The following is a 13542-nucleotide window of genomic DNA, read 5'->3' as shown; positions in this document are numbered from 1 at the left end:
GGTGTCGGCCGCACCGCCTAGGCTGGGTGCGCCATGACTTCGCTCTTCGACAGCCTCTCGCTCCCCGGACTGGATCCGGCGCCCGCCGGCGACACCGCACGCCTGCCCACGACCGCACCGCGGTGGGACGACGGCGGCGCTCCGGACTGGGTGCCCGAGCCGCCTACGGAGCCGGGGGCGGGTGCCAGCGCCGACACCGAGGAGGCCGAGGCGCTGCTGGAGGGCCTGAACGAGCCGCAGCGCGAGGCCGTCGTGCACGCCGGGGCGCCCCTGCTCATCGTCGCCGGTGCGGGCTCGGGCAAGACGCGCGTGCTGACCCATCGCATCGCGCACCTGCTGGCGACCCGGCGCGCGCGGCCGGGGGAGATCCTGGCGATCACCTTCACGAACAAGGCCGCGGCCGAGATGCGCGAGCGGGTCGAGCAGCTCGTGGGGCCGGCGGCCCGGCGGATGTGGGTGTCCACGTTCCACTCCGCCTGCGTGCGCATCCTGCGCCGTGAGGCCACGACCCTGGGGCTGCGCTCCAGCTTCTCCATCTACGACGCGGCCGACTCCCAGCGGCTGATCACCCTCGTGTGCCGGGAGCTGGACCTCGACGTCAAGAAGTACCCGCCGCGCTCGCTGGCGCGGAAGATCAGCGACCTGAAGAACGAGCTGGTCGACCCGGACGCCTACGCGCAGCAGGCCGGTACCGACGCGACCGAGGAGGGGTGGCGCGAGCGGGCGGTGGCCGGCGGCGGGATCGCCGACGCCTCGGTGCCGGCGTTCGACACGGTGCTCGCCGACGTCTACCGGCGCTACCAGGCGCGGCTGGCACAGGCCAACGCGCTGGACTTCGACGACATCATCATGACGACGGTCAACCTGCTCCAGGCGTTCCCGAACGTCGCCGAGCACTACCGACGCCGGTTCCGGCACGTGCTGGTCGACGAGTACCAGGACACCAACCACGCGCAGTACGTCCTGGTGCGCGAGCTCGTCGGCGGCACGCCGGGGGACGAGCCCGGCCAGCAGGACGCGGTCCCGGCCGAGCTGACGGTGGTGGGTGACGCCGACCAGTCGATCTACGCCTTCCGCGGGGCCACGATCCGCAACATCGTCGAGTTCGAGCAGGACTACCCGGACGCGAGGACGATCCTGCTCGAGCAGAACTACCGCTCCACGCAGAGCATCCTGTCGGCCGCGAACGCCGTCATCGCGCGCAACACGGGTCGTCGTCCGAAGCGGCTGTGGACCGACGCCGGGGACGGGGCGAAGATCGTCGGCTACGTCGCCGACGACGAGCACCACGAGGCCCGGTTCGTCGCCGAGGAGATCGACCGGCTCGGGGACACCGCGGGCGTGCGTCCCGGCGACGTGGCGATCTTCTACCGCACGAACGCCCAGTCGCGGGCGCTGGAGGAGGTGCTGATCCGCGTCGGGCTGCCGTACAAGGTGGTCGGCGGGACCCGGTTCTACGAGCGCCGGGAGGTCAAGGACGCCGTCGCCTACCTGCGGGCGCTGGCCAACCCGGACGACGACGTCTCGGTGCGCCGGGTGCTCAACGTGCCCAAGCGGGGACTCGGGGACAAGGCCGAGTCGCTCGTGGCCGGGTTCGCCGCGGCGGAGCGCATCTCCTTCGGCGCCGCCCTGCAGCGCGTCGACGAGATCCCCGCCGTCACCACCCGCACGCTGAAGCCGCTGCGGGCGTTCGCCACGATGATGGCCGACCTGCGGGCGATGGTCGAGGACGACGCCACCCCGGCGGAGGTCCTCGGCGCGGTCCTGGACCGGACGGGGTACCTCGCCGAGCTGCGGGCCAGCGACGACCCGCAGGACGCCACCCGTGTCGAGAACCTCGCCGAGCTGCACGCCGTGGCCGCCGAGTTCACCGAGATGGACCCCGAGGGCGACCTGGCTGACTTCCTCGAGCGCGTCTCGCTGGTGGCCGACGCCGACCAGATCCCCGACGAGGACGTCGCCGACGGGGGCGCCGAGCACGCGCACGACGAGGAGCCGGTCGAGGACCCGGGCGTGGTCACCCTGATGACGCTGCACACGGCCAAGGGCCTGGAGTTCCCCGTCGTGTTCCTCACCGGCATGGAGGACGGCACCTTCCCGCACATGCGCTCGCTGCACGACGACGCCGAGCTGGCCGAGGAGCGGCGGCTCGCCTACGTGGGCATCACCCGGGCGCGCGAACGGCTCTACCTGTCGCGGGCGGGCACCCGCTCGGCGTTCGGGATGGCCAACGAGTTCCCGCCCAGCCGGTTCCTCGACGAGATCCCGGCCGAGCTCGTCGACTGGCGGCGGGCGGAGTCGGCCACGCAGACGTTGCGGCGCGGCGGCTCGACCTGGGGCGGCGGCGCCTACGGTGCCGGCCGCGCACCGGCACGCGCCGGGTCCGGTGCCGGGTCGCGGGCGGCGGCGGGGAAAGCGCCGTCGAGCGGTCCGCCGCGGCCGATCGGCCGGACGGGCGGCGGGTCCGGCGGGCCGCGGTTCGGGTCGGCGACACCGCGCCAGGACACCGACATCCCGTCGCTGGCGGTGGGGGACAAGGTCACCCACGACGCGTACGGGGCGGGCACGGTGGTCGGCCTGGAGGGGACCGGTCAGAACGCCGTGGCGAAGATCGACTTCGGTGCCGACGGCACGAAGCGCCTGCTGCTGCGTTTCAGCCCCGTCACCAAGCTGTAGGCGCGAAACGTCCGAGATGCCTGCCGCGGCGGGCGAGGGCGTCCCCCCGGGGCCTGTGGAATCGATCACGTCGAGGGGGCAGAATGCGCTGTGGGTGCCGTGGCCGGACGGCGGCGCACTACTCTGGAGCGCAGATGTCTTGACGTCGAGACATCGCTCAGGCCGGCCTCTGCCGACCCAGGGGCACAACCGATGGAAGGACGCAGCAGGGTGGACCTGTTCGAATACCAGGCTCGCGACATCTTCGAGAAGCACGGCGTGCCCGTGCTCGGCGGCGTCGTCGCGACGACGCCGGAAGAGGCTCGTGCGGGCGCAGAGAAGCTCGGCGGCGGCACTGTCGTCGTCAAGGCCCAGGTCAAGATCGGCGGCCGTGGCAAGGCCGGCGGTGTGAAGCTGGCGCACTCCCCCGAGGAGGCCGCCCAGAAGGCCGAGGAGATCCTCGGCATGGACATCAAGGGCCACACGGTCCACCGCGTCATGATCGCCGCCGGTGCGCAGATCGCCGAGGAGTACTACTTCTCGGTGCTCCTGGACCGCGCCAACCGCAACTACCTCGCCATGTGCTCCGTCGAGGGCGGCGTGGAGATCGAGGAGCTCGCCGTCGAGCGGCCCGAGGCGCTGGCCCGTGTCGCGGTCGACCCGGCCGTGGGCATCGACGCCGCCAAGGCGGCCGAGATCGTCGAGGCCGCCGGCTTCGACGCCGACGTCAAGGACAAGGTCGCCGCGGCGATCCAGCAGCTGTGGACCGTGTTCTCCGAGGAGGACGCGACCCTCGTCGAGGTCAACCCGCTGGTCAAGACCTCCCAGGGCGACATCATCGCCCTGGACGGCAAGGTCACGCTCGACGCCAACGCCGACTTCCGGCACCCGGACCACGCCGAGCTCGAGGACTCCGCCACCACGGACCCCCTGGAGGCGAAGGCGAAGGAGCACGACCTCAACTACGTCAAGCTCGACGGCGAGGTCGGCATCATCGGCAACGGCGCGGGGCTGGTCATGTCGACCCTCGACGTCGTCGCCTACGCCGGTGAGGCGCACGGCGGCGTCAAGCCCGCGAACTTCCTCGACATCGGCGGCGGCGCCAACGCGCAGGTCATGGCGGCCGGCCTCGACGTCATCCTGCACGACGAGCAGGTCAAGTCCGTGTTCGTGAACGTCTTCGGCGGCATCACCGCCTGCGACGAGGTCGCCAAGGGCATCGTCGGCGCGCTGGAGATCCTCGGCGACGAGGCGTCCAAGCCGCTGGTCGTCCGTCTCGACGGCAACAACGTCGAGAAGGGGCGCGCGATCCTCACCGAGGCTAACCACCCCCTCGTGACCCTTGCCGAGACCATGGACGGCGGCGCTGAGACGGCAGCAGCCAAGGCCGCCGCGACCGCCTGAGACGCCGGAAAGCGAAGATTCACTGACATGTCGATCTACCTGAACTCCGACTCCAAGATCATCGTCCAGGGCATCACCGGCGGCATGGGTGCCAAGCACACCGCCCTGATGCTCTCCTCCGGCGCCAACATCGTCGGCGGCGTCAACGCCCGCAAGGCCGGCCAGACGGTCGAGCACACCGACCACGAGGGCAACCCGGTCACGCTGCCGGTCTTCGGCTCGGTCAAGGAGGCCATGGCCGAGACCGGCGCCGACGTCTCGGTCGTCTTCGTGCCGCCGGCGTTCACCAAGGACGCCTGCGTGGAGGCCATCGACGCCGGCATCGGCCTCCTCGTGGTCATCACGGAGGGCGTGCCCGTCCAGGACACCGCCGAGGTCTTCGCCTACCTCGACGGCAAGGACACCCGGATGATCGGTCCGAACTGCCCCGGCATCATCACCCCGGGCGAGTCGCTGGCCGGCATCACCCCCCACACCATCACCGGCTCCGGCCCGATCGGTCTGGTCTCGAAGTCCGGCACGCTGACGTACCAGATGATGTACGAGCTGCGTGACCTGGGCTTCTCCACCGCGATCGGCATCGGCGGCGACCCGGTCATCGGGACGACGCACATCGACGCGCTCGAGGCGTTCGAGAACGACCCGGCCACCGAGGCGATCGTGATGATCGGCGAGATCGGCGGCGACGCCGAGGAGCGTGCCGCGGCCTACATCGCCGAGCACGTGACGAAGCCGGTCGTGGGCTACGTCGCGGGCTTCACCGCCCCGGAGGGCAAGACGATGGGCCACGCCGGCGCGATCGTCTCCGGCTCCTCCGGCACCGCCCAGGCGAAGAAGGAGGCCCTCGAGGCCGTCGGCGTCAAGGTCGGCAAGACGCCGTCCGAGACCGCCCGTCTCATGCGCGAGCTGCTGCAGAGCCGCTGAGCGTCCGACGCACCCGACGCCCGCCCCGCCCGCGCCTGCCGGGCCGGGCGGGCGTCGTCGTCCTCGGCGTGGCAGGGACCGGCGCCCGTCGGCCCCGGGTGACGATGGGCCGGTGAGCACCACCGCCAGCAGCCGCAACGCCCCCGTCGTCGAGCCGGAACCGACCCGCACCTTCCGGGACCGGTTCACCCTGGCCTCCTCGGGGGTGTGGGCGGCGCTGCAGGCCGCCGGGCTGTCCTACGCGGTCGTCGCGCTGCTGGCGGTGGCGGCGGTGCTGGACTCCCCGAGCGCGTCCGGGTCCGACGGCGGCCTGGGGGCCGGCGGGACGGCGGCGACCGGCCTGTGGCTGCTGGGGCACGGTGTGCCCCTCGCGGCGGCCGGTGCGACGGTGACCGTCGTGCCGCTCGGGCTGACCGCCCTGGCGCTGTTCGTCACGCACGTCACCGCCAAGCGGTCGGCGGTGCCGACGCTGGCCGCGTGGCTCGGGGGCACGATCACCTACACGCTGGCCCTCGTGGCGGCGACGGTCGTGCTGGCGGCCGGTGCCTCCCCGTCGCCGGCGGTCGGTGAGGTTGCGGTCCAGGTCGGCGCCGCCGTCCTGGGCGGTGTCGTGCTGGGCGGGGGCGGGTTCGCCCTCGGCATGTTCTCGGCGCCGGACGGCCCGCTGCTCGCCGGGCTGACACCGCGGCTGGACCCCGTCCTGCCGGACACGGCGCGGCTCGGGCTGCGGGCGGGACTGGTGGGGCTCGGCCTGCTGACCGCGCTGGGCGGGGTGCTGACGACGGTCTGGATCGTCCTCGGGCGAGGGACCGCCGCCGAGGTCGCGGCGGGTCTGGGCGGGAGCTGGTTCGCCGTCGTCGTGCTGCTGCTCACCCAGGCGGCCCTGGTCCCGAACCTGGTGCTCTGGTCGACGGCGTGGCTCGCCGGCCCGGGGTTCGCGGTCGGTGCGGACAGCACCTTCTCGGCGGCGGCGACCGACGCCGGCCCCCTGCCGGGGCTGCCGCTGCTCGGCGTGCTGCCGGGCCCGGCCTGGTCGACACCGGTCGCGCAGTGGACGCCGGTGCTGGTCGTCGGCTGCGGTGCGGCGGCGGGGTGGTTCGCCTGGCGCCGGCTCGAGCCGAACCTCGTCCGGGTGCCCGACCTGGCCTGGATCGCCGGCGGCGTGGCCGTCGCCGCCGGCGCGGTGACCGTCGTGCTCCAGGAGGTCGCCGGCGGGTCCGCCGGCGCGGAGCGGTTCGCGGTCGTGGGCGCCGACGCCTGGGTGACGGGCGGGGTCGTCGCGGCCGAGATCGGCGGCGGGGCGGTGCTGGTGCTGCTCGGGGCCGTCGCGCGCCGGTGGCTGGCCGCCCGGAGATCACCGGCCGCGCCGGACGACGGGAGCACCCCGCCGGGGACGTAGGGTGGGCGCGTGCAGACACCGTCCGGCCATCCTGTACCCCCCACGTCCGGCGCGCGCCTCGTCGTGCTCGCCTCGGGCGGTGGGTCGAACCTCGCGGCGCTGCTGGCCGCGCACGAGGACGAGGCGTACGGCGCCCGGGTGGTCGGGGTCGTCTCCGACCGGCCCGACGCCGGGGCCCTGGACCTGGCCCGGGACGCCGGGGTGGCGTCGGTGGCGGTCTCGCCGGCCGACTTCGCCGACCGCGCCGCCTGGGACCGGGGGATCACGGAGGCGGTGGACGTCTTCCGGCCCGACTGGGTCGTGCTGGCCGGCTTCATGCGGATCCTGTCCCCGGACTTCCTGGCCCGCTTCCCGGGCCGGGTCGTCAACACGCACCCGGCGCTGCTGCCGTCGTTCCCCGGGGCGCACGGCGTGCGCGACGCGCTCGCCTACGGCGTGAAGATGACCGGCTGCACGGTGCACGTGGTCGACGACGGCGTGGACACCGGGCCGATCATCGCCCAGGCGGCCGTGCCCGTCCTGGACGACGACGAGGAGTCGGCGCTGCACGAGCGGATCAAGGTCGCCGAGCGGTCGCTGCTCGTGGAGACCGTCGGGCGCGTGGCCCGGGAGGGGCTGCGCGTCGAGGGCCGCCGCGCCGCCATCGGCTGATCAGCCCTCGTCGCGAGGACCGAGCGCCAGGAGGACCTGGTAGGCGTCGCGGGGGGCGTCCGGGTCCTGCCGTGCTCGCGAGAACGCGCGGTCGGCCCACTTCTCGTGGAACGCGACGAGCTCGTCCCGGAACGCACGGGCCTCGTCGGGGGTCAGCGACACGTTGTTGATCACGAGCGCACGGCGCTTGGTGCCCTCGTCGGCGGGCCCGCCGTCGTTCGCCGTCGTGAAGAGCCGCTCGACCCAGGCCAGCGCGGGTCGCAGGATCTCCGTGGCGGTGCCGGCGGTCCCCGGCTCGACCCGGAAGTTCTCGGCGACGGGCCGCCAGACGCGGTCGCGCCCGTCGCGCGCCAGCTCCGGCGCCTCCACGACCATCCCGGCCTTCGCGAGCGTGCGCAGGTGGAAGCTGACCGAGTTGGCCGGGGCGTCGACGGACCGCGCGAGGTCGGCCGCCCGGGCGTGCCCTGCCACGACGAGGTCCATGAGGATGCGCTGACGCAGCGGGTGGGCGATCGCCTTCAGCGCCTCCGGGGTCTGCACCAGGAACGTGTCCTCCATGCCGCGGAGTTTATCAACGACTATTGCGCAAGAACTATTGCGCAATAACAGGTGCGCACGTACTGTTGCGCAGGTGACCACCCTCGCCGACCCGACCTCGGGACACCCGCCGCGCAGCCTCCTGGCCAACCGTTCCTACCTGCTCGTGATGTCCGGCCTCACGGCGCAGGCCTTCGGGGCGGGCATGGCGGCGTTCGCCGTGCCGCTGCTGGCCTACGCCGTGACCGGCTCCGTCTGGCAGGCAGGGGTGATCTCCGCCGTCGGGCACGCCGGAGCCCTTCTCGCCACCCTGCCCGCGGGTGTCGTCGCGGACCGGGTGGACCGCCGTCGCCTCGTCGTCGTGGCGGCGACGGTGGCGGCCCTGGCGTGGGCGAGCGGCGCCGTCGCGGTGCTGGCCGGGACGCTCGGGGCGTGGCACCTGATGGCGTTGCTGCTCGTCTCCTCCGTCGCCGGGTCCTTCGTCGACCCGGCGGTGGCCGGTGCCTTCCGCTCCGTCGTGCCGCAGGACCAGCTCGCGACCGCCTATGCCGCGGCCCAGGGCCGGGACGCGGCGGCCGGCCTCGCCGCCGGGCCGATCGGCGGGCTGCTCTACGGCATCGCGCACGCCGTGCCGCTGGTCGCCGGGGCCGTCGGGCACCTGATGACCGCGCTCTGCACCTGGCTGGTGCGCGAGCCGCTGCACACCGACCTCGCCGAGGCGCGGGGCACCCGACCCCTCGCCGCGTTGCGCGAGGGGCTGCGGTACGTGTGGTCGGTCCCGCTGTTCCGGATCTGCCTGGGGCTGTTCGCGGTCATCAACGTGGCCATCAACGCGCTGCTGGTGGCGATCACGCTCGACCTGACCGCCGCCGGCACGCCGGCGGCGCAGATCGGCCTGCTGTCCGGCACCGCCGGGGCGTCGATGCTGGTCGGTGCGCTCCTCGCGCCGGCCGTGGTCGCGAGGGTGCGCGTGGGTGTGGTCACGCCGCTCTCGCTGGCGATGGTGGCCGTGTCCGCCGTCGTCATGGCCGCGACCCAGGACTTCGTGGTCCTCGTGGTGGCGCTCGGCCTCGGCGTGCTCGGGGTGCCGGCGGCGAACGCCGGCCTGGCCGGGTACGTCGCCGCCATCACCCCGCCGCAGATGCAGGGCCGGCTCTCCTCGGTCCTGGAGCTGTCCGGGGTCGTCGCGCTGCCGTCGGCGCCCCTGGTCGGTGCGGGGCTGCTGGCCTCGGCCGGGTTGCCGACGACGCTCGTCGTCCTCGCCGGGGTGCTCGGCGTCGCGGTGGTGGGCGTGTGGTGCGCCCGGCCCGTGCGTCGGATCGGGCTGCCCGCGAGCTGGGCCGACGACGCGATCGAGGTCTGACGTCCCCCGCCCGGGGCCGGTCTGGCCGGGGGCGGACGCCGTGCAGGAGGCCCGGCCCCGGCCGAGAATGAAGAGGAAGCCTCGGTGGCTTCGGTCACCGGACGGAGGTGTGATCATGACGAACCTGTGGCAGTTCTTCACGAACACGGACGAGGAGGCCCAACAGGCCGATGTGGTGCAGGCCAAGGCTTTCAGCCTCACCAAGGTGGTCGGTGTGTTGGCGCCGGTCATCACGGCAGCGGGCACCTGGGCGGTGAACCAGCTCGAGCTGGTGAGCTTCAGCCCGGGGCAGGTCGCGGCGATCATCATCGCCGTCATCGCCTTCTGGGCCGTGATCACCGCGGCTGACGTCATGGCCCGCGGCATGGCGACATCGGCCGAGAAGACCGCCAACGGCCGTTTGCACATGGTGACCTTCAAGCATCCTGTCGCGAGCCGCCTGGAGAACGGGACACGGGACGAGAAGGTCACGGTGGTCGCGTTCGCGGATGCGGACCCACCCCAGTTCCTGGTCGTCCACGACCCTGACAAGAGGGCGACGTGGGAGATGAGCGACAAGGTGGAGCTGGGTGTCAACTGACGATGCTCCGGAGCGCTGCGCTCCGACGGGTTCGTGAGACGTCCAGCACGGAGCGACGCACCACGCCGTCGGCACCTTCCAGGGGGCCGGCGGCGTGATCATGTGCCGGCTGCGCGGCTGCGCGGCCGCGAGGTCACCGGACGACGGCGTCCGGTCTGCTGTGTCTAGAGTGGCACCGTGGCCACGTCGGTGAGCAAGGACGGCAGGCGGTCCAACCAGGGGCCGAGGGTCGCCGCGCGCAACCGCGCGGCGCTGCTGGCGGCAGCACGCGAGATCTTCGCCCAGTACGGGGCCGACGCCCCCCTGAACTCGGTCGCCCGGAGGGCAGGGGTCGGCCAGGGGAGCCTGTACCGGCACTTCCCTGACCGTCTGGCGCTGGTCCTCGCGCTGTTCGAGGAGCAGGTCTCGACCGTGGAGGAGCGGGCCGCGGACCCCGACGCGACCCTGCCGGACCTGCTGGGGCTGATCACGCGGCACGCCATCGACTCTGTGGTGAGCATCGACCTGGCGACGAGCGACCCGGAGGCCGGTCCGGACCCCCGGCTCCTGGGCCTGACGGCGCGGCTCGCCGTCGTCGTGGAAGCCCGGCTGGACACCGCCCAGGAGCGCGGTGACGTGCCTCCTGGGACAGAGGTCGAGGACGTCCTGCTCGGCATCGAGATGGTCGCCTCCGCGCTGACCCGGTGCCCGTCCTGGGAGCGCGAGCAGTACGCCGTGCGCGCCTGGCGCCTGCTGGGGTTCGAGGTCGTGCCGGCGCCGCGCTGACCGCGCGGGTCCCGGCCGGGTGCCGCACCGGTTCCCCGTCGGCGCGGCCGCGCCGGTAGGATCGGCCCCGGTCGTGACTGGCGAGGGTGGAGCCACCACCGGGGAGCGGCCGACTCGGCCCCCGTCGAGCCACACCGTGCGCGCCGCCCGCCTGGGTGCCAGGGTTTCCGCGAAGGTCCGACCCCGAGGAGACCATGATGTCCGGTGCCCACCCCGCACCCTCGACCCCCGACGTCCAGCTCGCCGACGACGCCCGCCGCCCGATCCGTCGGGCGCTGCTGAGCGTCTACGACAAGACCGGCCTCGCCGAGCTCGCCACCGCCCTGCACGGCGCCGGCGTCGAGCTGGTGTCCACCGGCTCGACCGCGGCGCGGATCGCCGACGCGGGAGTGCCCGTCACCCGCGTCGAGGAGCTCACCGGGTTCCCCGAGTGCCTCGAGGGTCGCGTCAAGACCCTGCACCCGCGGGTGCACGCCGGCATCCTCGCCGACACCCGCAAGCAGGACCACCTGGACCAGCTCCGCGACCTCGAGATCGAGCCCTTCGACCTCGTCGTGGTGAACCTGTACCCGTTCGCCGACACCGTCGCGTCGGGAGCCGCTCCCGACGCCGTCGTCGAGCAGATCGACATCGGCGGCCCCTCGATGGTCCGCGCCGCCGCGAAGAACCACCCGAGCGTCGCCGTCGTCGTCGACCCGGCCCGGTACGACGACGTCACCGCCGCCGCGCGGGCGGGCGGGTTCACGTTCGCCGAGCGCAAGCGCCTCGCCGCCGCGGCCTTCGCGCACACCGCGACCTACGACGTCGCCGTCTCGGCGTGGTTCGCCGGCGCCTACGCTCCCGACGAGGCCGCGACCACGTCCGGCATGCCCGACGTCGTCGGTGCGACCTACGAGCGCTCCGACGTGCTGCGCTACGGCGAGAACCCGCACCAGGGTGCCGCGCTGTACACCCGCACCGACGGTGCGACGGGTCTGGCCCAGGCCACCCAGCTGCACGGCAAGGCGATGAGCTACAACAACTACGTCGACGCCGACGCCGCGTGGCGGGCCGCCCACGACCACGCCGACCCGGCCGTGGCGATCATCAAGCACGCCAACCCCTGCGGCATCGCCGTCGGGGCGGACGTCGCCCAGGCGCACGCCCGCGCCCACGCCACCGACCCGGTGTCCGCGTTCGGCGGCGTCATCGCGGCCAACCGGACGGTCACGAAGGCCGCCGCCGAGCAGATCGCCCCGGTCTTCACCGAGGTCGTCGTGGCGCCGGGCTTCGAGCCCGAGGCGCTCGAGGTGCTGCAGGCCAAGAAGAACATCCGCCTGCTCGTGGTCGAGGGCGCCCCGGAGGCACCTGCCGAGACGCGGCCGATCTCCGGCGGCCTGCTCGTCCAGGCGGTCGACCGGTTCCAGGCCGCCGGCGACGACCCGGCGTCCTGGACGCTGGCCTCCGGCGAGCCCGCCGACGAGGCGACGCTGGCCGACCTCGCCTTCGCGTGGCGTGCCGTGCGTGCCGCGAAGTCCAACGCGATCCTGCTCGCCGCCGACGGTGCCGCCGTCGGGATCGGCATGGGGCAGGTCAACCGGGTGGACTCCTGCCGGCTGTCGGTGGAGCGGGCCAACTCCCTCGCCGAGGGTGCCGAGCGCGCACGCGGCGCCGTCGCGGCGAGCGACGCCTTCTTCCCGTTCGCCGACGGGCTGCAGGTGCTGCTCGACGCCGGCGTGCGCGCCGTCGTCCAGCCCGGCGGGTCGATCCGGGACGAGGAGGTCGTCGAGGCGGCGAAGGCCGCGGGCGTCACGATGTACCTGACGGGGACGCGGCACTTCGCCCACTGACCCGTCGCCGCATCGAGCGTGCTGGAACGGTCCCTCATCACCGCTGATGGGGGACCGTTCCAGCACGCACGACGGCCGCAGGGGGTGGTGAGGGGGGCCCTCAGGGGGTCAGGTCACGACGGCGGTGCGCAGCTTGACGGCCGGGTCGGCGGCCCGCTCCAGGTCGAGGTGCAGGGGTCCGGGGCGGTTCATCGCCCGGCGGACCGCCCCGACCTCCTTCGGGGAGTCCACGAGCAGCACCGCCCGGACGGCGGCGTCGTGCGTCGACGTGCCGTCGTCCGGGTGCGGGTCGGTCCAGAACGCCGCCCACGGGCCCTCGCCGGGGGTGCCCCGCCACGCCGCCGGCGCACCCTCGGGCAGGCCGAACAGTGCCAGGTCGTGCCCGAGCTGTCGGGAGAACACGTAGGGCGCGTGCGGCGGCTCGACGGGCAGCCCCAGCATCGCCCGGGCCGTGGCGTCCGGGTCGTGCAACGCGGCCGACCAGTGACCGCCGGGGACCACACCGAGCTCCGGGTGCGGGCGCGAGGCCACGTCGCCCACGGCCCACACGCCGTCGACGCCCGGCACCGCACCCCCGGCGTCGACGAGCAGCCCGCCGGTCGGGTCGAAGACCGTCTCGGGGAAGGTCTCGCGCAGCCAGGCGGTCGCGGGGCGCGCGCCGACGGCGACCAGCACGACGTCGGCCGTGACCTCCTCGCCGGAGGCGAGGATGACGCCGTCACGGCGGACGGCGGCGGCCCGCGACCCGACGCGCAGCCGGACGCCCGCCGCGGCGTACCACGGCGCCAGGTGGTCGCCGACCTCCGTGCCGAGCTGGCGCGCCAGCGGCGCCTCGTCCGCCTCGACGACCGTGACGTCCACGCCGGCGCCGGCGGCCACGCCGGCGATCTCCGCGCCGATCCAGCCCGCGCCGACGATCACGAGCCGGGCGCCGGGACGCAGGTCGCGCCGGAGCCGGTCCGCGTCGGCGGCGGTGTGCAGCACGTCCGCGTCCCAGCCCGGCGGCAGCACCGGCCGCGACCCGCAGGCCAGCACCACGGCGTCGGGGGCGAACCGGTCGCCGGACCGTGTCGTCAGGACCGGGCCGGGTGCGACGGAGACCGCCGGGTCGGCGAGCCGGACCTCGTCGGCCAGGGCGTCGAGGTCGATGCCGAGGTCGTCGCGCAGCCACAGCGGTTGCGGCCGGGACAGCAGCTCCTTCGACAGCGGAGGCCGGTCGTACGGCGGCAGCCCCTCCTCCCCGAGGACGGTCAGGCGCCCGTCGAAGCCGTGGGTGCGCAGGGCCGTGGCCGTCTGGGCGCCGGCCAGACCGGCTCCGACGACGACGACGGAGCGCGGTGGCCGGGAGGTCCGGGGCCGGGAGGTCGCGGCGGGGGAGTCGTGGCTGGATGGCACCCGACCAACCTATCCGGGCTGCGACGGCGTCCTCGCGTCG

At 74.0% G+C, this 13542-nt stretch carries 11 protein-coding genes; 9 read left to right on the top strand and 2 right to left on the bottom strand.

What is annotated here, in order from left to right:
* Window positions 1-33: 33 nt before the first annotated feature.
* The 5 genes from pcrA to purN all read left to right on the top strand — a co-directional run bounded on the left by pcrA (window position 34) and on the right by purN (window position 7033).
* A complete protein-coding gene (pcrA, locus tag Q6349_RS00730; RefSeq protein WP_304602468.1) occupies window positions 34-2676 on the top strand; it encodes a DNA helicase PcrA in 2643 nt (880 codons plus the stop codon).
* Between the two features lie 210 nt (window positions 2677-2886).
* Window positions 2887-4059: an ADP-forming succinate--CoA ligase subunit beta gene (gene sucC / locus Q6349_RS00725; RefSeq protein WP_304602467.1), complete on the top strand. Its 1173-nt coding sequence runs from the start codon at window positions 2887-2889 to the stop codon at window positions 4057-4059.
* Between the two features lie 27 nt (window positions 4060-4086).
* Window positions 4087-4983 (top strand): succinate--CoA ligase subunit alpha, encoded by an 897-nt coding sequence (gene sucD, locus Q6349_RS00720; protein ID WP_171246331.1) that lies wholly within the window; start codon window positions 4087-4089, stop codon window positions 4981-4983.
* Window positions 4984-5095: 112 nt separating this feature from the next.
* Window positions 5096-6382: a DUF6350 family protein gene (locus Q6349_RS00715; protein ID WP_304602466.1), complete on the top strand. Its 1287-nt coding sequence runs from the start codon at window positions 5096-5098 to the stop codon at window positions 6380-6382.
* Window positions 6383-6391: 9 nt separating this feature from the next.
* Window positions 6392-7033 carry a phosphoribosylglycinamide formyltransferase gene (purN, locus tag Q6349_RS00710; RefSeq protein ID WP_304602465.1) on the top strand — a complete coding sequence of 214 codons (642 nt, stop codon included), beginning with the start codon at window positions 6392-6394 and terminating at the stop codon, window positions 7031-7033.
* On the opposite strand, the gene Q6349_RS00705 is transcribed toward purN, so the two are convergent.
* Window positions 7034-7591, bottom strand: coding sequence for a helix-turn-helix transcriptional regulator (locus Q6349_RS00705; protein ID WP_171246329.1), 558 nt, complete (start codon window positions 7589-7591; stop codon window positions 7034-7036).
* A 73-nt stretch (window positions 7592-7664) separates the two neighbouring features.
* Between Q6349_RS00705 and Q6349_RS00700 the strand changes: the two genes are divergently transcribed.
* From Q6349_RS00700 to purH, 4 genes are all read left to right on the top strand, one after another.
* Window positions 7665-8933 carry an MFS transporter gene (locus Q6349_RS00700; protein ID WP_304602464.1) on the top strand — a complete coding sequence of 423 codons (1269 nt, stop codon included), beginning with the start codon at window positions 7665-7667 and terminating at the stop codon, window positions 8931-8933.
* Window positions 8934-9048: 115 nt separating this feature from the next.
* The gene (locus tag Q6349_RS00695; RefSeq protein WP_304602463.1) at window positions 9049-9513 is read left to right on the top strand and encodes a hypothetical protein; all 465 of its coding nucleotides are present in this window, start codon (window positions 9049-9051) and stop codon (window positions 9511-9513) included.
* A gap of 177 nt (window positions 9514-9690) precedes the next feature.
* A complete protein-coding gene (locus Q6349_RS00690; protein ID WP_304602462.1) occupies window positions 9691-10278 on the top strand; it encodes a TetR/AcrR family transcriptional regulator in 588 nt (195 codons plus the stop codon).
* Window positions 10279-10475: 197 nt separating this feature from the next.
* Complete coding sequence (gene purH / locus Q6349_RS00685; protein WP_304602461.1) at window positions 10476-12107, top strand: bifunctional phosphoribosylaminoimidazolecarboxamide formyltransferase/IMP cyclohydrolase; 1632 nt, start codon at window positions 10476-10478, stop codon at window positions 12105-12107.
* A gap of 108 nt (window positions 12108-12215) precedes the next feature.
* On the opposite strand, the gene Q6349_RS00680 is transcribed toward purH, so the two are convergent.
* Window positions 12216-13502 carry an NAD(P)/FAD-dependent oxidoreductase gene (locus Q6349_RS00680; RefSeq protein WP_304602460.1) on the bottom strand — a complete coding sequence of 429 codons (1287 nt, stop codon included), beginning with the start codon at window positions 13500-13502 and terminating at the stop codon, window positions 12216-12218.
* Between the last annotated feature and the right edge of the window lie 40 nt (window positions 13503-13542).

The sequence above is a fragment of the Isoptericola sp. 178 genome, assembly GCF_030586525.1.
GTDB classification, from domain to species: domain Bacteria; phylum Actinomycetota; class Actinomycetes; order Actinomycetales; family Cellulomonadaceae; genus Isoptericola; species Isoptericola sediminis.
Note: the sequence above shows the minus strand (reverse complement) of the source record. Positions and strands in the feature narration are given on the sequence as shown.

What these genes read in the sequence shown, in the direction of transcription:
- Q6349_RS00705 (WP_171246329.1), bottom strand. Translation starts at nt 7,591, where the DNA reads ATGGAGGACACGTTCCTGGTGCAGACCCCGGAGGCGCTGAAGGCGATC.
- pcrA (WP_304602468.1), top strand. Translation starts at nt 34, where the DNA reads ATGACTTCGCTCTTCGACAGCCTCTCGCTCCCCGGACTGGATCCGGCG.
- purH (WP_304602461.1), top strand. Translation starts at nt 10,476, where the DNA reads ATGTCCGGTGCCCACCCCGCACCCTCGACCCCCGACGTCCAGCTCGCC.
- sucD (WP_171246331.1), top strand. Translation starts at nt 4,087, where the DNA reads ATGTCGATCTACCTGAACTCCGACTCCAAGATCATCGTCCAGGGCATC.
- Q6349_RS00695 (WP_304602463.1), top strand. Translation starts at nt 9,049, where the DNA reads ATGACGAACCTGTGGCAGTTCTTCACGAACACGGACGAGGAGGCCCAA.